A 19,990-nucleotide genomic window follows, 5' to 3' on the forward strand; every position below is an offset into this window, starting at 1 on the left:
TGACCTTAGTCGTTATGGGTAGAAAAAGAAAGAAGAGGACAAAAAGTAAAATAGAAAAAATAAAAGAGAGCAGCGATTACTTGCGCGCGCCTCTTGCCAACGAAGTGGGGACTGACTCCTCCCACTTCGGCAAGGAGGCTATACAGGTGCTTAAATTTCATGGTACCTATCAGCAAGATGATCGTGATCTCAGAGAAGGACGTGATCGTCATTATATCTTCATGATTCGCGGTCGGTTGCCGGGGGGTAAAATGACAGCTGATCAATATTCGGCTCTAGATGATATTGCCGATGAATATGCTGATGGTACGCTGCGTGTTACAACACGCCAATCTTTTCAGCTTCACGGTGTTATTAAAAAAGAGCTCAAAGATACATTGCAGGCGATTAACGATTCGTTAATCACCACCCTGGGTGCTTGCGGCGACATCGTACGTAATGTAATGGCTACACCGGCACCTGATATTGATGGTCGGCAGGCTCAAGTACAAACATTTGCTGATGAACTTTCGGATATCTTATTACCGGCTACCAAGGCCTATCACGAAGTGTGGCTCAACGGTGATAAGGTATATTCCGGGAAGGAAGAGGTAACCGACAGTGAACCGTTATATGGTCACAGCTATCTGCCACGAAAATTTAAGATTGGCATAACACTGCCTAAAGATAACAGTATCGATGCGCATACGCAGGATATTGGACTAGTAGCTCTCTTCGATGACCAAAAGGAAATTGAAGGTTTTAACGTAATCGTAGGCGGTGGAATGGGAATGAATCACCGGAAGGAAAACACCTTCCCGCGACTTGGTGATAATTTGGGATATGTACCCAAAGAAAAGATTGTGGAGGTCGTAAAAGGTATTATTAGTATCCAACGGGATCATGGCGATCGTAAGAATCGTAAGCAAGCCCGGATGAAATACTTGATCCACAAGTGGGGACTCGAGAAGTTTGAAAAAGAGCTAGTCGATCGTATCGGTTTTGAACTCGAACCGTTCCGTGAGTTGCCCGACTTCGATTTGGATCTGTACCTGGGATGGAATCAGCAGTCAGACGGCAACTGGTTTTTGGGAGTATCCATAGAAAATGGACGAATTAAGGATGAGGGTGATCTTCAGCTGAAGACGGCTCTGCGCAAAGTTGCCGATGAGTTCCAAACAGGTGTACGGCTAACACCCAATCACAATGTGCTGCTGACGAATGTTGCCGAGGAAGATAAAGAGGCGATTACCGATCTGCTTCATGATCATGGCGTCTTACTGGACGATGAGATTTCAAATCTCATTAAGTACTCAATGGCTTGCCCGGCACTCCCCACCTGTGGTTTGGCTATTACCGAATCGGAGCGGGCACTGCCTGATGTGATCCGAGATCTGGATGAGGTAGTGAATGATCTTGGGCTGGAAGATGAGAAGCTTTCCGTGCGAATGACAGGCTGTCCAAACGGTTGCTCACGTCCTTATGTCGCTGATATCGGTTTTGTAGGTCGTTCACTGGATAAGTATTCCATTTTTATTGGTGGAGACCCATCAGGAACACGACTTAATACCAAGTATAAAGATTTGGTAGAACGTGAAGACCTCGTCGATGAAGTGCGTCCGCTTTTGGAGCACTACGCTGAAAACCGATCGAATGGTGAATCATTCAGTGATTTTTGGAATCGTGTTGGTCTATCCGAAGCTGAACAAATTACAGTTTAACTCTCATTACAATTCACTATGAGTATTCAATCGTTAACCTCCTACGGGAAAGTATATCTCGTAGGAGCCGGTCCGGGAGATCCCGATTTAATAACAGTAAAAGGATCTGAGGTGTTACAAAAGGCCGATGTTATCGTCTATGACCGATTGGCAAACCCTGCGTTACTATCCAAAACATCGGAGAAGTCAGAACATATTTATGTCGGTAAACGCCCAGATAAACCTTCGGTATCACAAGAGCAGATAAATCAAATTCTGACTACTAAAGCAAAGGAGGGTAAGATTGTTGCCCGACTTAAGGGCGGTGATTCCTTTGTTTTTGGTCGTGGGGGAGAGGAGTGCGAAGCACTTCGTGCCGAACATATCCCTTTCGAAGTAATACCGGGCATAAGTAGTGCGCTAGCGGCCCCTGCTTTTGCAGGCATTCCGCTGACGCAACGTAAAGTAGCACGTTCTTTTACAGTTGTAACCGGCCATACTATTCATAATACCGACACTTTCGCAGGGTGGAACTATTATGTACACGCTGATACTCTGGTCATTCTGATGGGAATGGGCCGGCTCCCCCAAATAGCCGAGCAACTAATTGGGCACGGCCGCAGTGCTGATACGCCCGTTGCAGTAATAGAAAAAGCTACCTATCAGTCGCAAAGGGTAAAAACAGCCACACTCGGTAATATTGCTGATGAGGCGAAGGAGTTATCACCGCCTGGTACGATTGTAATAGGTGAATTGGCAGCGAAAAGTAAGCAGCTTGCCTGGTTTACTCCGAATAGTGAAATTGATACATCAGTAACAAATAGTAATAGAAGGACACAAGTTGTGGGATAAATAATGGATTCAATAAAAAACGAGCTCGTACCTAATGAGGAATTATCTGATGAGTTGCTTAGTGGCCTTAATACCCAGTTCGAGATGGCGGGCCCCGATGAGGTATTACTTTGGGGTTACGATACTTTTGGTGCTGAGATGGTTTTGGGCACGGGCTTTGGACCATCTGGGATGTTTCTCATTTATCGTCTCTGGGAGCTAGGGGTAGAAATCCCAATTTTTTATCTGGATACACACTTGCTCTTTGATGAAACCTATGCCTTAAGAGATCGGGTCGAAGAACGTTTTAATATTCAGATAACAAGGGTTTCGAGTGACTTATCACTGGATAAACAGGCACAGAAGCATGGGGAGAAACTCTGGCAAAAAGATCCTAACAAGTGCTGTCATCTCAGAAAGGTGTTGCCGTTGCGGAATTATCTGTCGGATAAAAAAGCATGGATTACCGGTGTCCGTCGCAGCCAGTCCGAAACGCGAAAAAGTACGCAATATGTGGAATGGGATCCGGAAAATGAGGTAGTCAAGCTGAATCCCTTAGCTAACTATACGACGAAGCAGGTATGGAATTATATTCATAGCAAAAACTTACCCTATAACCCGCTTCATGACGAAGGGTATCCGAGTATTGGGTGTATACCTTGTACCGATGCAGTGGAAGAAACGGCCGGGGATGAAAGGGCCGGCCGTTGGAATGGCAGCGAAAAGACTGAATGTGGGATACATCTTTCCACACAGCAATAAATAGAATTACGAAATATATAGTGAAGGTTAAATAATACAATGGAAACTTTTCCAATTTATTTACGTCGTTTAGAAGAACGGAAAACAGTATTAATAGGTGGCAATGACGAAGCCGAACAAAAAGCAAAACAGCTTTTAGACCGTAATGCAAAGCTTACGGTCATTAATCCGCGGTTAACAAAAAAGATGCTCTGGTGGGCTATCCAAAATCGCTTTCAATGGATTCGCCGAACATATCGACAGGGTGATCTTGAAGATGCATTTATGGCGATTGTTGCAGATTATAACGGTGATGTTAATAAAAAAGTGTATCAAGAAGCGCGAGAGCGAAACATTTTAGTGAACGTAATGGATGACATCCCTCATGCTAATTTTGCTTTCGGATCCATTGTAAAACAGGGACCGTTAACAATTTCTATTTCCACTAGTGGGGCGGCCCCGGCACTGTCGGTGCGGCTTCGCCAGCGGTTCGAAAAAGAATTTGGTCCTGAATATGGCGCTTTTTTGGAGTTTATGCAGAAACTTCGTGAGCCGATGTCGCGCCACCATGATAGCTTTGAGACCCGACGAGAATTATGGTACGAAGTTATCGATTCTGAAGTATTGACCCATTTTCGGAATGGTAATCTCGAAAAGGCCTACGATAGAACCGCCGAAATTATAGGTGAAGAACTTGTGGAAGAAGCTCTAGATATCGAAAAGGTTGCTCAATAATTGAACAAAAAAATTAATAGTAATGCGTAAAAAAGTTAAAGAAGTGGGCTAAGTTTTCTGGATGGATTGTTCAATTTCCCTAAATCCTTCTCCTCTAAGGGAGACATGATTTGAATACCTCAGAAAGTAGAAAAGAGTTCCTGCTTGCCTGTCCGAGCATTCGGTGGGAGAAGGAGGACAGGAGGATTGACCTGAATTAGTTTATTCGCAGTATTTAACCCCTAAGCATAACAATAATAATCACTTATTAATTATTTCTTGAAATGGCATATGTAGTTACAGAACCATGCATAAATTGTAAATATACACACTGCGCCTCGGTTTGTCCGGTAGATGCATTCCGTGAAGGCCCTAACTTTTTGGTGATTGACCCCTTTGAATGTATCGATTGTGATGCCTGTGTGCCGGAGTGCCCGGTAGAGGCAATATATCCGGATGATGAAGTTCCGCTGGAGTGGGAGCATTATATCGATCTTAATGATCAGCTCTCAGAACAATGGATTGACCATCATATTAATGATACCTCCGAACCACTGCCCGATGCAGATGAATGGGCGGAAAAAGAGGATAAGGAAGAGCTTTTGCAGGAGGAGTGGGGCTAACGCTGTCACTGGCGTATGCCCCCTCATACTGGTGGGCGGTTGAGAGGCCGCCCTATCAGTATGATTATGCAAAATAACAAGACAGTAAATTATACTATCATGGAAGTAGCAGTAAAAAATTACCAAAAAGCATTCGCTAACATAATCCGCCGTAAAGCGGTAGGGCCAAAAGGAAGTCGAAATCTTATAAAAGAAGATCTGGATATTATTATCCCTGCTTTACAATCAGAGGAAGTGCCATTGACAACCAAGGCTGTATTTATTGCGTCGGTTATTATTCAGCAAAAGAACAACTTGGAAAAAGACCTGCTAGAAGCATGGCATGATTGGAAGGATACCGTGCCTGCTACGCTGTCAAACTTCTTTTTTACTGATCCCGATACTGGATTTTCAACTATTTTACACAAGATATTGCACCGCAAAGATCTTAGTGCCAAAGAAGCATCATCAGCTATTACCTATTTGTTGGATGATGAGGTGCCGGGCTACCAAAAGGGAGTGTTGCTCATAGGACAGCGCCTGAAGCGTGAAACATTTGTAGAGAATAAAACCTTTCTCCAGGCATTTCGAGAGGCTATTGATGTTGAAGAAGTAGAGGTTCCCTTACTGATTGACCTGGCTGATCCCTATGATGGGTTCCGACGATATCCTATCTATACCCCTTTTATTGCAGCAACTCTGGCTTCTATTGGATTTCCGACCTATTGCCATGGACTAACAGAGGTGGCTCCCAAGCATGGAGACACCATTCATAAAGTATTGAAATTAGCCGGTAAAGACCCTTATAAAGATAGTACATCGGTAGTGAATGATATTGAAAATAAGTCGATAAGATGGGGTTATATAGATCAGTCGATCTATTTTTCCGATTTGCATAAACAATTAGGGCTACGAGATAAGATTATAAAACGAACTTTTTTGGCTACCTTAGAAAAATTGTTGCATCCGCTGCGCACCTCTGAGGGAGCCAACTATATGGTTGCAGGATATGTGCATAGTCATTATCGGCAGGAATTGGCCAATTTATTAGAGCCTCAAAAGTCGCTGGATAAGGTATTTGTGGTCAAGGGGATGGAAGGTTCTACTCAGATTGATTTCCGAAAAGATTCGAAACCGGTTTTAGTACGTGATGGAAATCGCGTGGAGCAAGATGTTGATGCAGTTCCTATTGAGTACTCACAAGATGAATGGGATCAGCAGTCATCGTTAGCTGAGTATGTGTTGGAAACGGGAACAGCGGCTTTACAAGGAGAGCATAATGTAGCGCGAGAGATTCTTATTCACCAAGTTAGTCAATTGGTTTCCGGTTTTGGGCCCATTCTGTTAGCTGATGCCCGTGATAAAGTGGTAAATGTTATAAAGTCGGGCCGGGCTTTGCGGCATTGGGATAAAGGGTGTAAGTAAATTTCATCTCACCTTACAAATAAGTCCGTTATGGGCTTTAATATAACCGGCGCGAAGAATATCGAAACCGTTTTCCCAGGCATACAATCCCATTTGACGAATATCCATCAGCTCTCGGTATCCATAGTTCATGTAATCACTCATAACAGTGTAAAATGCCTTGCTTTTTAGTTGATTGCGGGGGGTGGTAAGAATAGCATAACCGCCCGGCTTCAGGAAACGCCGATGCATTTCAAAAGCTTCGTGTTTGTACTCGTCGGGGAAATGCTCGATAAGCCCGATACTGACTACAATATCGAATTCCTTGCCGTACTTTAGATTACGGATATCATCCACCACAAAGTCGATATTCATATCTTCGCGGTAATATACTTTGTGATTTCCGGTGGCTGGGTCGTTGCCTAAAAACGGGTACTGAGCCGGAAACTTCCCAAAACGGTCAGTCTTGCAGAATTTATCATAATCCACGAGCACCGCATGACCACCAGGATATTGGGCCATCAGTTGCATGGCTTCGTAGCCGTCGGCGGCACCCAGAAACAGCACTTCCGGTTTTTCCACATCCAAATCTTCAAAAAGTGCTCGTTTGCCACGGGGATCCCAAATGGCATCTTCAACGCGGTGTACCTTATTCCACACCAGCAGTTGGACTAGTTCTTCAATGGCTTCGCCGGCACCGTGGATATCCATCGAGAGCAGAGATTGCCAGATATCAGCGCGGCTTTCTTGTTTTTCTTTAGGTATATCTTTCTGAAAGAGCTGGTGAAAGGAGCGATTGAAGTGTTTCCAGCCTTCTTTGACAGGCATCCGTTCGCCGTGCTCTTGTTCCCAGAGTTTTTTGCCTTCGGCCCATCTGTCCACTTTGTAAGGGCGGTTGACGTCATCCCAGGAAAGGGAGCTCCAGTCGATATAGCTGGCATCTTCAAAGAGGTCAGGCGCGGTATTACGCAAGTCTTGGACATGTGTGGCAAGACGTTCAAAATATCCGACTTGGTGTTTGGGATCTTTAACTTGGTTAGTGAGGGTTGTGGAATCCATAATTAGGCCCCTTTATTTGTGATTACCTTATCAGTATAATCATATGGGGATTGAAAATCATTAGTTATGAAATATCTGTAATAAGAAAAAAGAAGTCAGTTGAAACAATTGGAGTCCTTATCCGTGATATAATAAAGAATAATATATGAAACTAATGGATCACAAAATGAAAAAAGTACTGTTTGTAGCTTTAATACTGCTTCTATTTAGCTCTTCTGGATTTGCCCAAACACCGTGGCCCGACTCGACGGCGCTAGATTCATATATGGATGGACTGGTAAACACGTATATGGAAGAAAATGATATTGCCGGAGCTACATTGGGGATTATCAAAGACGGGGAACCTATATTGCTAAAAGGGTATGGCTATGCTGATGTATCAGCGAAGAAAAAAGTAAGACCCGACAGTACCTTGTTTCGCATTGGATCTATTTCCAAAATGTTTGTTTGGACGGCGGTGATGCAGCTTGTCGAAAACGACCAACTGGAGCTGGATACTGATATCACGCAGTACATTGAAGATTTTGAAATTCCTGCAACATTTGACGAGCCAATCACAATGAAAGATTTAATGACACATACAGCAGGTTTTGAGGAGTATCTGATTGGCGTATTTGCTCGTGACTCGACTAAGTTACGACCATTGGGAGAAATTCTATCGGATGAGATGCCGGCCCGAGTTCGTCCACCGGCAACGTATGCTTCTTATTCAAACCACGGTACAGGCATTGCTGCTTATATAGTTGAGCAAGTCTCCGGAATGCAGTTCGAAGAATATGTTGCTCAACATATTCTTAACCCATTGCAAATGACCATGAGTACATTTCGTCAACCATTGCCGGATACCCTACAGCCATACTTGTCTAAAGGCTATGTATTTAGGAGTGGTGATTTCAAAGAAAAGGGATTTGAATATGTGCCACTGGGACCTGTAGGGGCGGGCAGTGCAACGGCGGCTGATATGCTTAACTTTATGCAGGCTCATCTCCGGTATGGACAGTTTGGAGAAGCTTCGATTTTGGATTCTGTCACAGCCCGGCAAATGCAACAGCCTGCTTTTCGCCATCATGCTACAGTTAATCCCATGCGGCACGGATTTATTGATATAAGTCAGAATGGAGTGGAAGTCATTGGCCACGGTGGGGATACGTTTTGGTTTCATTCTACAATGGCGCTTTTCCCAAAGCAGAATATAGGACTTTTTCTCTCTTTTAACAGTGCCAAAGGGGGTAGTGTAACCCAAAAAGTGCTAACTGATTTTGTAGACCACTATTTCCCACAGGATGAGTTAGTGACTGATACGTTGGATGTTAATAAAGAATATCTTCAACGATTTGAGGGCAGTTATCGCGGGAACCGTTATCCGCATGAACGGCTTACTTATATGATGGCTTTGTTTAATTCACAGGATATTATACTGACTAACGATGGGATGCTTAAAACAATGAGCGATGGAGAAGCAAGCTATTGGTTTCCCGTGGACAGCCTGACGTTTCGAAATACGGACAACGCTAACGTAATTACATTTGAAGAAAACAGTTCGGGCAATATTACACATGCCTTTCTTAGCAATGCTCCCATTATTGCTTTGGAACGTGTATCCTTTTTCTCATCCCAAAATCTTCATTTTACCCTGTTTGGATTAGCTGGAGCTGCTTTTTTGATAACCGTATTCTATTGGCCGCTTGCGTATGGTATACGTAGAAAATATCGGCCTACAGTTGAAGCAAAACAGCCATTAGCTTTTCCAAAGAAATTAGCGGCGTGGACTAATGCTCTAATTATACTTCTATTTTTTGGATGGGTGGCCATATTGATGAGCAGTGGTAATGGCGAAGCAATTGTTTACGGTATCTCGAGCGGCATTAAAGTCTCGCTTATTCTGCCAATAATTTCAATTCTCTTAACGACCGGGATGGGATATTACACTTATGTTATGTGGAAAAATAATGAAAGCGGTACCTGGAGTCGAATTTGTTATACCTTGCTCTTTGTATTTTCCGTGACGATGTTATGGCAGTTGTATTATTGGAACTTGTTGGGTTGGCAATATTGAATTATAGCCATTGTCACACATCGCTTTTAGGTTTTTTAATCTCGACACAACTCTCAAAATTTTGCTCAGGCTGGCATCTTTCTGCAGATCTTTGGGTGTTTCGAAATCCAGGTAGGCAATATTTTTTAAAGAGTTCATAAGTTTGATAGAAAGAATAATGATAGGGATGATCTATTCAGATTTTCTGGGTACTTTTAGTATAGCTGTATAGATCAAAGGATAAACCAGCTTAAATTGAGTTTGTTATTTAACAGATATTAAGAGCGGATGAATTCAAAAAATATATTTAAGTACGTATTTATCACTGTAGTAATAATATTGGCGGGTTTAGCACTTGCCGATGCCTTGGGTTATTTCAACCAGAAGTCATATACCGCTGTTTCACATGGTTCTCATTCACACTATGTGCCTCACGATCGTGACCCGGATGTGCCTATCAATAAATTTCCGCAAACCGAACCTGCAAAAGGACAAAAAATAAGCCCCACCGGCCAAATTGTACCAGCTGGACAATAATTTTTTTAGTCATTTTAAATGATGTGCTGCTGTGCTTGGCTTGTCCCACGCCGAATATAATTCAGCAAGAGTTTAGCTGGATTTTTTTAAGTTCTCCAGTCTTTATCCCAAACTGTTTGTAAAATATATTATGAGTAAGTTTTGCTCAGCCTTTTAAATTGGCTTTACCCTTTCAGTAATTGTTCCCTAAAATGATCTCTCAACCTCTCGTTTTTGTCGGGGTAAAAGAAGGGCTTATTTCAGGACTTTCTTCAAATACTGCCCGGTGTGGCTTTCTTCTACTTCCACTAACTCTTCGGGCGTACCGGTGGCTACAATTTTTCCGCCCGCAAAGCCGCCTTCGGGCCCCAGATCGATGATATGGTCGGCACTTTTTATGACATCCAAATTGTGTTCGATGATGATAACTGTATGACCGTTATTGACGAGTTCGTTGAATGAGTCGAGTAGTTTATTAATATCCTCGTAATGGAGGCCGGTGGTTGGTTCATCAAAGAAATAGAGCGTGTGGTTGCCGGAGGATTTGCTTAGAAATTTGGCCAGTTTTACCCGTTGAGCCTCACCGCCGGAAAGTGTTGGTGCGCTTTGTCCCAATTTTACGTAACCAAGTCCCACATCATCCAGTGTTTGCAGTTTGTTGGTGATACGTTCTTCATCTACAAAGAAATCGATAGCTTCGGATACTGACATATTCAACACATCGTGAATATTTTTTCCGCGATACTCCACTTGTAGAACATCTTTGCGGTAGCGTTTGCCCCCGCACTCTTCACAGGTCAGTTCAATATCAGCCATAAACTGCATTTCTATTGTCTGAATGCCTTCACCTTTGCAGTTTTCACAGCGTCCGCCGGGAACATTAAAAGAGAAATGACCCGGTTCGTAACCCATAATTTTTGACTGCCGGGTATTGGCAAAGAGATCGCGGATTCCGTCAAATGCTTTGGTATAAGTTGCGGGATTTGATCGCGATGATCGACCGATAGGAGACTGATCAACCATCTCCACAGAGTCGATGTTATGTAATCCGTTTATTTTTCGGTGATAGCCAATCTCATCTTTATAGGACCCAAATTCATTCTCTACTGCGCCGTACAGCGTATCGTGTACCATGCTGGATTTACCCGAACCGCTAACACCAGTCACACAGATTAATTTACCAAGTGGAAATTCTACCGTAAGGTCTTTGAGGTTATTTTCCATAGCCCCTTCCAGTACAATGGATTTCCCATTGCCTTCACGACGTTCATCAGGCACAGGGATTTCCTTACGACCGCTTACATACTTGCCGGTTAACGTGTTGGCTTCCAGCAAATTATCATAGGTCCCGCTATATACTACCTCACCGCCGTGAACACCTGCGAAGGGACCAATATCAATGATATTGTCGGCAGCCTTAATCATTTCGGGATCATGTTCTACGACAAGTACCGTATTCCCAATGTTCCTTAAAGATTTGAGAATATTAATAAGCCGATCGTTGTCACGAGGATGTAGGCCTATGGTAGGTTCATCAAGCACATATAAACTGCCGATGAGCGAACTGCCCAGCGAGTTGGCCAGGCTAATGCGTTGTGATTCTCCGCCACTCAGCGTTTTAGCTAATCGGTTGAGCGTAAGATATTGTAGCCCTACTTCATCCAGGTACTTGAGCCGCTTGCGGATCTCAAATAACACCTGTTCGGCTACTTCTTTTTCGAATTCGCTAAGCTGTAAATCTTCAAAAAACTCCCGGGCATGGCCTATCGTCATTTCTGCTACTTCGCCAATATGCTTGTCATTAATTTTGACGTGTAGGGCATCCGGTCGAACGCGAAAGCCTTTGCAATCAGGGCAGCGACTGTAACCGCGATATCGCGAATAGAAGACCCGCATGTGCACCTTGTAAGACTGGCTTTTTACGTCCTCGAAAAAAGGTCGAATGCCGGTGTATTCATCCTTGCCGTTCCATAGTATTTCTTTAGTTTCTTCCGATAGTTCTTGGTAAGGCGTGTCTATGCTTAGACTGTAGCGTGCGGCTACTTTAATGAGGTCGCGCAGGTGTTTACTAAATTTCTCACCAGAAAAGGCGGCAATAGCTCCTTCGCGAATGGTTTTGTCCGGTTCGGGAATTACCAAATCTTCGTCAATGCCTGATACCTTGCCAAACCCTTCACATTTGTCGCAAGCTCCGTAGGGGTTATTAAAAGAAAACATCTGTGGCGTGGGTTCGCTAAACTCGATGCCATCCATTTCGAAGCGCTCACTGAAATTAAGCTCTTCCCCGTCGCGAATTTTTACCGAGCATCGTCCACTTCCTTCTTGGAAAGCGGTTTCCAGCGATCCTGCAATGCGGGTGTGTGTTTCATCATCCTTCCCTAAAATAAGTCGATCAACCAACACGCGATATTCTTCGGCATTGATATCATCAGCATCAATATCTTCGGACGTTAAATCTAAAACCTGTTCATCTTCGATATGTAATAGTCGGGGATAACCTTTTTCTTTTAGTACGCGTAGTTCATCATCCAGCTTCTTTTCTTCATGTTCGGGAATGTCAAAAAGCACATAAAACTTTGTGCCCTCATCGTGTTGCCGATGCAGTTCTTCAATGGCCGTTTTGGTACTGTCTTTCTTAACACGTCGCCCTGATTTAGGTGAAATGGTATGACCGATGCGAGCATACAGCAGCCGCATGTAGTCATAAATTTCTGTGGTAGTACCTACTGTTGAACGAGGATTCGAAGAGGCCGCTTTTTGCTGGATAGCCATAGCCGGTGAAATGCCCTGCATATAATCAACATCAGGCTTGTCCATACGATCCAGGAACTGCCGCGCATAGCTAGAAAGGCTTTCCACATAGCGGCGTTGTCCCTCGGCATAAATAGTGTCAAAAGCCAAGCTCGACTTACCCGATCCCGAAACGCCTGTAATAACAGTCATTTCATTACGGGGAATTTCAACGTCAATATCTTTGAGATTGTGCACCCGCGCCCCCTTAACAATAATAGGACGATCTTTCGTAGATGCAGGCTGTTCTTTGGTAGCTGTTTTAGTATCTGACATTCAGTAAAATAGTTGCGTTTCTATAAACGGGTAAAGGTACGAATTTTCTGGAAGAAAATTAGGTTTTAATCCATCTAAAACATTGATTATAAAGAGGTACCGCAGTTTATGTGTTCATAAATCATTGGCTGACTATATGAAACCCAAAAAGAAATTTTGGCCCTTGTTCCTGGAGGCACTGATATTGTTTATGGGGATTCCTATGCTGTTTTATTGGGATCTGATCCCACTGCCCAAAATACTGGTACTGATTTTAGCGGCAGCTTATTGTGGGTTTCAGCTATGGCGTGACCCTGATTTTGGCTTTGGGATGCTGGTAAAAACAAAGCCCAAAAGTATCAGCAAGAGTTTTCTTATACGCTTCCCATTGGTGGCAATTACCCTTGTTGCTATTACCGCTGTGGCACAGCCGGATCAGTTTTTGGCATTTCCGAGCAACCGTCCTTTTGTATGGATGGTGGTGATGTTGCTGTATCCGTTGCTGTCAGCCCTGCCGCAGGAATTCATTTTCAGGAGCTTTTTCTTCCACCGCTATGCCCATTTGATAAAGGTAAAGTACGGGACAATCCTGGCCAGTGCGGCAGCATTTTCCTTTCTACATATAATCTACGACAACTGGTGGGCAGTCGCACTAAGTTTTATCGGGGGATTATTATTTGGTCTTACGTACAAACGTACAAAGTCACTGTACTGGGTAACAGTAGAACACGCTATTTACGGTTGCCTAGTGTTTACGTTGGGAATGGGAAATTACTTTTACGAGGCGTTTTGAATGCAAATTAGTGCGACTTTCCCTCTTTAAAAGTTTATTCACTGGAATATTTAGCACTAAGGGAGAGTAACTAGTTTACCGTACGCCGTGTTTGTCTTTAGGGGGCATAGTACCAAATACGCGATCCCACAGCTTGGTAGAAATACCAAATGCTTTTTCGGGATACTTGTAATGATGTAGAGCGTGGTGTCGGTAATTTGATTTCAGGTAGGAAGGTACCGGTGTAATATGTGTTTTGTAATGGATACGTGTGTAAATAAGATACCCTGTTACAAAGCCCGGCATAAATACATAGGTATAATTGCCCAAAACAAGAAGAAATATACCATAGAGAATACCGAGAATTATCATCCCAGGAACAGGAGGCATAATAACGCGGTCAGTATCACGAGGATATTCGTGATGGATACCGTGAAAGGTATATGCTGCTTTATGGGCAAGCTCGGATTCAGGAAAATATTCGTCAATATGGAATAAATAGCGGTGCGCAAAATACTCAAAGAACGTCCAAAAGAATACAGCTCCTACAAAAATAGCTGCGCCCGACCAAACGTTTGCAACCACTTCCATTCTATACCCCACAAATAGCAATGCTAGAACTGCAAGAATATAAATAGTAGCCGAAACGTAGGGCGGTGCCTTGGTTAGCGGTTCAAGAAAAGAATTCTCAAATATCGTGCCTTGACCTTCGTTTTTAATTTCTTCTTTCATAATTAAAACCTTTGGTTATATCACAATGTTGCAAAATGTACAGGTAAAATCTTGAATTATTTGCTTGCAAATGCAATTTAAAGCTAAGACTTACCTGCTTCAAATATACGTTATTTATACTGCAAGTAAATACTCTCAATATCCTTTTGTAAGGAAGTCTAATATACCTAAAAGATAAAGCTCCCTATGTAACTTTCGAAGTCTTATTTTTATTGCTTATTACGGGATATTCCCACTCCTCAAAGGCAAAACCCCACAGCTCATTAAGTTTATTAACAATATGCGGTTCATAATCGTAGTTGCTGGACTTCCCTTCCGTTTTATGAGATAAAAAGGCCTCAAAATGAGGTTTAGCCTTTTCAAAAGCTGGAATTGACAGTTTCTTATATACTGATGCTAGCTCAGCAACTGGATCAGAAACGAAGTTTTCGAATCGTATTTCTGCTAGTTGTTCGTCAGGTATTTCTGATCGTTGTTCAATGTACATACCCATCAGTTTTTTATAGACCTTCATAATTTCGGTTTCAATCTCTTGTTGGGTAAATGGTTGCAGCGCCAGATTGTCAATGAGCGTATTCCAAAGCTTTTGGCTCGAGTAAAATACATCATAGGGGTTGCGATGGATAAAAATAAACTTAGCATTGGGATACATGTCAAGAAGCTGGGGAAGACGGCAGGCATTGCCCGGGCTTTTGATGAGTATTTGCTTCTTGTCGTTTTTCATTGCAACCTTGCTAATTAGATGGGCATAATCGCGTTTCCACTTTTTTATTTCATTGTCTGTAGCAGTGTCAAAAAACAAGTATTTATTAAAATATTCCCATGCATCTTGTGGGAATATATGTCCCCAGTGCAGGCTAGTGGGTGATATCATTGTGGTTAAGGCAATTTCTATTTCACTGGGACTGTCCATCTCCAAGTTGATTGACATATTTTGGGCATCCTGTACCAGGTTGAGCGTATCAGGGATGCGTTCAACCATCGATTTTAAGAAGTCTTCGGACTGTAAAAATACATCCGGAAAAACAGCCTGAAACTTATTGAGATATCCGAATTGTGGATCTTGACCCAGCAAGTACTGTAGAAAGCTGGTACCGCTTCGCCAGTGTCCAATTATAAAGATGGGATCATGCTCCAGAGTATAATCTTTAATGTCGTTGTGATGATTTACCTTTTCAATAATTCTAAAGGGTTCCTGAATTGCCAACTTTGCATAAAAAGCGGTAATTCGGGGAATGTTATTAACCGAAAAAGCCCCGTGTTTTTTGAGTTGTGAAGTTAAATTTCTGATGGGGTGCTTCTTGGAATCCATAAAAGATTATCAGCAATTATTTAGTACTTGTTTAGACCATGGAAAGTACTCATTTTTCCAACCGCTTAAAAAGAACACTGTTATTTTTATCATTAAATTTCGCTGATTGATGGATACCAATATCCGGGGATGGACATTTACCCACTGGTGGGTTCGTCCCGTAGTAAAAGTGTGGTTCGGACTGTATCACCAGTCCGTTTCTTATTCCGGTCAAGACCACATCAACTGGGATCATCCTATTATTTTTGCGCCGAATCATCAAAATGCCTTTTCGGACGCGCTGTGCCTTATTTTGCCCACCAGTTACACCAATAACCGGTTCATCTACCCGCTCATTCGCGCTGATGCTTTCGGGAATAACGCTGCCCTCGACTGGGTGTTAACAACTTTTCATATGATGCCCGTGTATCGGCCTCGAGATCGGGTAAATATCAAAGAAAAAAATGATGCAGTGTTTCAGGGCTGCTATGATGTACTTTCACAAAAACGGAACTTGCTAATACATCCCGAGGGGAATTGTATAGCTGAAAAACGAGTGCGCCCATTTAAAAAAGGGATTGCACGTATTGCACTTGGAGCTGAACAACAGTACGATTTTAATCTTAACCTGGATATTATACCGACAGGTATCAACTATCGTGATATCACCGAGCCGCGAAAGGGTATTCATGTTCAGTTTGGCGAACCACTGTCAGTAGCGAATTATCAAAAGCAGTATAACGAGCATCGTCCCTCAGCTCTTTCACAGCTTACTGGGGATATACAAAAAGGGGTAGAACAGTTAACGGTAAATATCCAAGACCGGCAGCACTATGAGTTTCTGAATCATATTATGACTGTTGCCAGGTCTGCCCATGTGGATTTTGCCGGCCGAAGCCATTATTCCAAAGAGGAGGTAGTACAAAATAAGGCTATTGCCCATTTTACTGATGATAATCCTAATACCATTACGGAGTTAAAAAACTATTGGCGCTCACTTTCTGAGTTGTTGGATAAATATAAGTTGTCTTTCGGTTTGCCACTAGTGGTTGATCAGTCGGTGGGGAGGCTCGTTCTTGAAGGGTTTAGTCTGTTTTTGCTGTTTCCATTGGCAATAGTTGGAGAAGTCGCCGGGCTCTTACCCTGGATGGGAATGCAGAAAATAGCCAGTGCTATCGATGAGGAACAGTTTAAAAGCTCGGCACGTATGGTATCGGGATTATTATTGTTTCCTGCCAACTATTTGCTGGAAGCTGTGTTCGTATGGTGGCTGTCCGAAAGCTGGGAGTGGACCCTTCTTTGCCTTATTGGCCTGCCATTGGTGAGTTGGTTAAGCCTGAACTTTTGGGAACGGGCCAAACGATGGAGGCAAAAAGTGCGACTTATGCTGCTGGAAGACCAAAAAAAGGAAAAGCTCAACACTATGCTCAATAAGCTTCGATCACTGCTTAAGCTCGACTGATGTTAACGCACGCGGCTAAGCCGTAAAAATTGTAGCATCCATTTTGGGATAGGTTTCTCTGGCGGTTTGTTTTTAAGGTCCATGTACCAACCTATCGTTTCCCAGATGGGCAGTTTGTGTGTTTCGACAAACTCGATGAGCGTACCGTCGGGATCTTCGATATAGCTGAACCGGCCGGCAGTATCGCCCATGTCAAATGATTCCTTGCTGTCAACGGTAAACTCGAAACCCCGATCTTTGCATTCTTTTTTAAGTTGATCCATACCTGTAACATCAAAGCAAAGGTGAATAAAGCCGAGATCACCCCAGTACCGGTCTCCAAAAATCTGCCGTGGTTCTCGGTCATAAGTTTGTACCAGCTCAATTTTAGTAGGACCTAGAAGCTGACTAAAGGAACCTTTGCGCGGTTGGCTGTGGCTCAATAAAACACGTCGCATTTCTTGGTTACCGCCGTCAAAAGCTTGCAGGTCGTTAAAGACACCCCGTTCATCATACTCAATATGATCATATTCAAGAATATCTTTGTAGAGTTCGAGCGATCGTTCTATGTCTGAAACGCCAATCATACATCCGGCAATGCCACCTGAATGGTGTTTGCCATTCGAAAACCAAGAATTGCCGGTAACCATTTGAAACACTAATCCATGAGGATCTTTAATAAAAAAAGTAGGTTCCCCATTGGGATCAGTTACGATATCAGTTAAGACATTAGCTTCGCTTGATTGTAAAAAATCATAGGTTGCCTGAATGTCTTTGCATTTTACACGCGTGCAGAAAATTCCCAGATCACCCAGAGTCACATCAAAAGAGGGGGGTTCAGTATCTTTGCTGGTATATTGCCAAACCTCAAGCCCGCCGCCGCCCTGCAGATTGATTGCAAGAGTGGCCGAACGACTGTGTACTTCATCGCCAGTATAGCCAGTCATTAAATCGGCTTCGGCAGCGTCCTGGAATACGCAGATATCCATCCCCAAATGTTCTCTGTACCAGTCAAAGGCCTGTTTTTCATTGGGTGTGCCTATCCCAATTTGTTGAATGCCACTAATTATTTTGCTCATTCTTAAAAATTAATGCCTAATCGATTATTGATTGAAGGGAACTATAAACGTGTTATCATCTTAATATTATTAGATAACCAGCATACAGCCACATATTCGCATTTCCTATTAAAATAGGGTCTCTTTATTGTATATCCAACTCATAAGTTACAAGCTTATTAACACAGCCAATCTGATATTGTTGTAATCATTTTCATTAAGATTACATAGGCAAAAATGTATCTATCTGGTTTAACTGTTTATCTCCCAATTCGTTTAACCAGCTCCGTTTTTTACTAAAAGCTTATTCCCGCATTTTGTGTTAGATCATAAAAAGTATCTTTACCGGGTTGCACTTCAAAAGTGAATTCATGTTATTAATCTTCGTGCGTAAAATCATTCTGATGAATACATATTTATAAGGCCTTAGTATGACAAACTTGAGTAATTCTCAGAAAAAGTGGGCGTTGGCAGCTACCATTATCGCTTCAAGTATGGGTTTTGTGAATGGCTCAGTTGTAAATGTTGCTTTGCCGGCTATTCAAGTTGCTCTTGATGCTACGGTGGCGGATATGCAGTGGGTGATTAGTGCGTATGCCTTTATTTTGGGGACCCTTATTTTAACTGGTGGTTCAGCGGGTGATTATTATGGCCGAAAACGAATGTTTGGGCTTGGTATAGTTATCTTTCTGTTTTCTACCGTTTGGTGTGGGTTGGCTCCAAATGTACAGCAATTGATTTTTGGTCGTGGCGGACAGGCCGTAGGTGGGGCGTTCATGATTCCGGGTAGTTTAGCTATTATTACTGATATCTATGAAGAAGGGCAGCGAGGTAAGGCTATAGGCACTTGGTCGGCGGCAACAGCGTTGTCAACGGCAGCCGGGCCATTGCTGGGGGGCTTGCTTGTGGATTACTTGTCTTGGCGATTTATCTTTTTTATTAGCGTTCCCATGGCTTTATCTGCATTGGCTATTCTGTATTGGCGGATCCCGAAAGGGGATACTACGCAAAAATCTGATACGCCCGATTTTAGCGGTGCCCTGCTTGCAACGGTGGGAATAGGCATGATTTGTTATGGGTTGATTAATGGATCAGAACGTGGCATTACAGATATAGTTGTGCTTATAAATATACTTGGCGGGTTAATGGTAATGGGGGGATTTATTTGGAATGAAAAGAGGGTAAAAAACCCTATGGTGCCGCTATCACTTTTTAGTTCAACAACGTTTACCGGTGCCAATCTGGTAACGCTATTTCTTTACTTTGCGTTGGGAGGGGTCTTTTTTTTAATGCCATTTAACCTTATTCATGCGCAAGGATATTCTGCTACTGCAGCGGGGGCAGCATTTATTCCTTTTCCACTGTTGGTTGGCGGGCTTTCCCGTTGGTCAGGCGGACTTATTGTACGTTATGGTGCACGGCCATTACTTATTGTTGGTCCTGCATTAACCAGTATTGGGTTTTTGCTATTAGGTTATTATGGAGTAGAAAGTTCATATTGGACGAATTTTCTACCGGGATTTACGTTCATGGGGCTCGGGATAGCTATCAGTTTTGCTCCCCTGCAAACCACCGTAATGAGCTCCGTGGAGCAATCCGTTGCGGGCACGGCCTCCGGAGTTAATAAAGCTATCTCTCGGTTATCGGGTATGTTGGCGGTAGCACTGTTAGGTGCTTTGGCAATACACATTTTTGGAAATGATATACTTGAATGGATGCAGCAAAATAACGTATCGGCTGAAATCCAGCAGCAGATGCTCAGCGAAAAAGCCAGCCTGGCAAAAGCAAAAATACCGGGTCAAGCTTCTGGCCAGGTAAAAGAAGGGCTTAAAGTATCTATTAAACAATCATTCTTGCATAGTTATCAGGTTGTGATGTATTTGTCATCGGGTTTAGTACTTTTGGGATCGATATGTTCTGCGCTGATGGTGAGCTACCACCCCGATAGTGATGAGGTTGAAAATCAACGTCCCGCCCCATAGCCAAAAGTAAAGTCTACAAATTTTGAATGGTCGTGGGCATGCAATTGGTTGGCAATAAGGAAGTTACGTTCTTGATTATTAAATTGGC

16 protein-coding genes are annotated in these 19,990 nt (G+C 43.0%); 11 read left to right on the forward strand and 5 right to left on the reverse strand.

Annotation, left to right across the window (positions count from 1 at the left end; all coding sequences use genetic code 11):
• Positions 1–14 precede the first annotated feature (14 nt).
• The 6 genes from LX73_RS07270 to LX73_RS07295 all read left to right on the forward strand — a co-directional run bounded on the left by LX73_RS07270 (position 15) and on the right by LX73_RS07295 (position 5,992).
• The gene (locus tag LX73_RS07270; RefSeq protein ID WP_148898821.1) at positions 15–1,700 is read left to right on the forward strand and encodes an NADPH-dependent assimilatory sulfite reductase hemoprotein subunit; all 1,686 of its coding nucleotides are present in this window, start codon (positions 15–17) and stop codon (positions 1,698–1,700) included.
• An 18-nt stretch (positions 1,701–1,718) separates the two neighbouring features.
• The gene (gene cobA / locus LX73_RS07275; RefSeq protein ID WP_148898822.1) at positions 1,719–2,531 is read left to right on the forward strand and encodes a uroporphyrinogen-III C-methyltransferase; all 813 of its coding nucleotides are present in this window, start codon (positions 1,719–1,721) and stop codon (positions 2,529–2,531) included.
• Between the two features lie 3 nt (positions 2,532–2,534).
• Positions 2,535–3,272, forward strand: a complete 738-nt coding sequence (locus tag LX73_RS07280) for a phosphoadenylyl-sulfate reductase (RefSeq protein WP_148898823.1) — start codon at positions 2,535–2,537, stop codon at positions 3,270–3,272.
• A 39-nt stretch (positions 3,273–3,311) separates the two neighbouring features.
• Positions 3,312–3,986, forward strand: a complete 675-nt coding sequence (locus tag LX73_RS07285) for a precorrin-2 dehydrogenase/sirohydrochlorin ferrochelatase family protein (RefSeq protein ID WP_148898824.1) — start codon at positions 3,312–3,314, stop codon at positions 3,984–3,986.
• Between the two features lie 263 nt (positions 3,987–4,249).
• Complete coding sequence (fdxA, locus tag LX73_RS07290; protein ID WP_148898825.1) at positions 4,250–4,588, forward strand: ferredoxin FdxA; 339 nt, start codon at positions 4,250–4,252, stop codon at positions 4,586–4,588.
• 66 nt (positions 4,589–4,654) lie between these two features.
• A complete protein-coding gene (locus tag LX73_RS07295) occupies positions 4,655–5,992 on the forward strand; it encodes a hypothetical protein (protein ID WP_170245617.1) in 1,338 nt (445 codons plus the stop codon).
• A 3-nt stretch (positions 5,993–5,995) separates the two neighbouring features.
• On the opposite strand, the gene LX73_RS07300 is transcribed toward LX73_RS07295, so the two are convergent.
• Positions 5,996–7,030 carry a class I SAM-dependent methyltransferase gene (locus LX73_RS07300; RefSeq protein ID WP_148898827.1) on the reverse strand — a complete coding sequence of 345 codons (1,035 nt, stop codon included), beginning with the start codon at positions 7,028–7,030 and terminating at the stop codon, positions 5,996–5,998.
• A 166-nt stretch (positions 7,031–7,196) separates the two neighbouring features.
• On the opposite strand from LX73_RS07300, the gene LX73_RS07305 reads away from it, so the two are divergent.
• Positions 7,197–9,086, forward strand: coding sequence for a serine hydrolase domain-containing protein (locus tag LX73_RS07305; RefSeq protein WP_170245618.1), 1,890 nt, complete (start codon positions 7,197–7,199; stop codon positions 9,084–9,086).
• Positions 9,087–9,353: 267 nt separating this feature from the next.
• Entirely contained in the window at positions 9,354–9,602 is a 249-nt protein-coding gene (locus LX73_RS07310; RefSeq protein WP_148898829.1) for a hypothetical protein, read from the forward strand.
• Between the two features lie 234 nt (positions 9,603–9,836).
• Here LX73_RS07310 and uvrA read toward each other — a convergent pair whose 3' ends face one another.
• A complete protein-coding gene (uvrA, locus tag LX73_RS07315; RefSeq protein ID WP_148898830.1) occupies positions 9,837–12,647 on the reverse strand; it encodes an excinuclease ABC subunit UvrA in 2,811 nt (936 codons plus the stop codon).
• Between the two features lie 136 nt (positions 12,648–12,783).
• Here uvrA and LX73_RS07320 point away from each other — a divergent pair, with 136 nt between their 5' ends.
• Complete coding sequence (locus LX73_RS07320) at positions 12,784–13,419, forward strand: CPBP family intramembrane glutamic endopeptidase (protein ID WP_148898831.1); 636 nt, start codon at positions 12,784–12,786, stop codon at positions 13,417–13,419.
• A 75-nt stretch (positions 13,420–13,494) separates the two neighbouring features.
• Here the strand turns inward: LX73_RS07320 and LX73_RS07325 are convergent, their stop codons facing one another.
• Positions 13,495–14,130 (reverse strand): sterol desaturase family protein, encoded by a 636-nt coding sequence (locus LX73_RS07325; RefSeq protein WP_211359382.1) that lies wholly within the window; start codon positions 14,128–14,130, stop codon positions 13,495–13,497.
• A 184-nt stretch (positions 14,131–14,314) separates the two neighbouring features.
• Positions 14,315–15,442, reverse strand: a complete 1,128-nt coding sequence (locus tag LX73_RS07330) for a sulfotransferase family protein (RefSeq protein WP_148898833.1) — start codon at positions 15,440–15,442, stop codon at positions 14,315–14,317.
• 109 nt (positions 15,443–15,551) lie between these two features.
• Here LX73_RS07330 and LX73_RS07335 point away from each other — a divergent pair, with 109 nt between their 5' ends.
• Positions 15,552–16,883: a 1-acyl-sn-glycerol-3-phosphate acyltransferase gene (locus tag LX73_RS07335; protein ID WP_148898834.1), complete on the forward strand. Its 1,332-nt coding sequence runs from the start codon at positions 15,552–15,554 to the stop codon at positions 16,881–16,883.
• A 2-nt stretch (positions 16,884–16,885) separates the two neighbouring features.
• Here LX73_RS07335 and LX73_RS07340 read toward each other — a convergent pair whose 3' ends face one another.
• A complete protein-coding gene (locus tag LX73_RS07340) occupies positions 16,886–17,941 on the reverse strand; it encodes a VOC family protein (RefSeq protein ID WP_148898835.1) in 1,056 nt (351 codons plus the stop codon).
• Positions 17,942–18,360: 419 nt separating this feature from the next.
• Between LX73_RS07340 and LX73_RS07345 the strand changes: the two genes are divergently transcribed.
• Complete coding sequence (locus LX73_RS07345; protein ID WP_211359383.1) at positions 18,361–19,902, forward strand: MFS transporter; 1,542 nt, start codon at positions 18,361–18,363, stop codon at positions 19,900–19,902.
• Positions 19,903–19,990 lie beyond the last annotated feature (88 nt).

The sequence above is a fragment of the Fodinibius salinus genome, assembly GCF_008124865.1.
In the GTDB taxonomy this organism is placed as follows: Bacteria; Bacteroidota; Rhodothermia; order Balneolales; family Balneolaceae; genus Fodinibius; species Fodinibius salinus.

Coding starts and splice junctions, on each gene's coding strand:
- LX73_RS07270 (WP_148898821.1), top strand. CDS start 15: ATGGGTAGAAAAAGAAAGAAGAGGACAAAAAGTAAAATAGAAAAAATA.
- cobA (WP_148898822.1), top strand. CDS start 1,719: ATGAGTATTCAATCGTTAACCTCCTACGGGAAAGTATATCTCGTAGGA.
- LX73_RS07280 (WP_148898823.1), top strand. CDS start 2,535: ATGGATTCAATAAAAAACGAGCTCGTACCTAATGAGGAATTATCTGAT.
- LX73_RS07285 (WP_148898824.1), top strand. CDS start 3,312: ATGGAAACTTTTCCAATTTATTTACGTCGTTTAGAAGAACGGAAAACA.
- fdxA (WP_148898825.1), top strand. CDS start 4,250: ATGGCATATGTAGTTACAGAACCATGCATAAATTGTAAATATACACAC.
- LX73_RS07295 (WP_170245617.1), top strand. CDS start 4,655: ATGCAAAATAACAAGACAGTAAATTATACTATCATGGAAGTAGCAGTA.
- LX73_RS07300 (WP_148898827.1), bottom strand. CDS start 7,030: ATGGATTCCACAACCCTCACTAACCAAGTTAAAGATCCCAAACACCAA.
- LX73_RS07305 (WP_170245618.1), top strand. CDS start 7,197: ATGAAAAAAGTACTGTTTGTAGCTTTAATACTGCTTCTATTTAGCTCT.
- LX73_RS07310 (WP_148898829.1), top strand. CDS start 9,354: ATGAATTCAAAAAATATATTTAAGTACGTATTTATCACTGTAGTAATA.
- uvrA (WP_148898830.1), bottom strand. CDS start 12,647: ATGTCAGATACTAAAACAGCTACCAAAGAACAGCCTGCATCTACGAAA.
- LX73_RS07320 (WP_148898831.1), top strand. CDS start 12,784: ATGAAACCCAAAAAGAAATTTTGGCCCTTGTTCCTGGAGGCACTGATA.
- LX73_RS07325 (WP_211359382.1), bottom strand. CDS start 14,130: ATGAAAGAAGAAATTAAAAACGAAGGTCAAGGCACGATATTTGAGAAT.
- LX73_RS07330 (WP_148898833.1), bottom strand. CDS start 15,442: ATGGATTCCAAGAAGCACCCCATCAGAAATTTAACTTCACAACTCAAA.
- LX73_RS07335 (WP_148898834.1), top strand. CDS start 15,552: ATGGATACCAATATCCGGGGATGGACATTTACCCACTGGTGGGTTCGT.
- LX73_RS07340 (WP_148898835.1), bottom strand. CDS start 17,941: ATGAGCAAAATAATTAGTGGCATTCAACAAATTGGGATAGGCACACCC.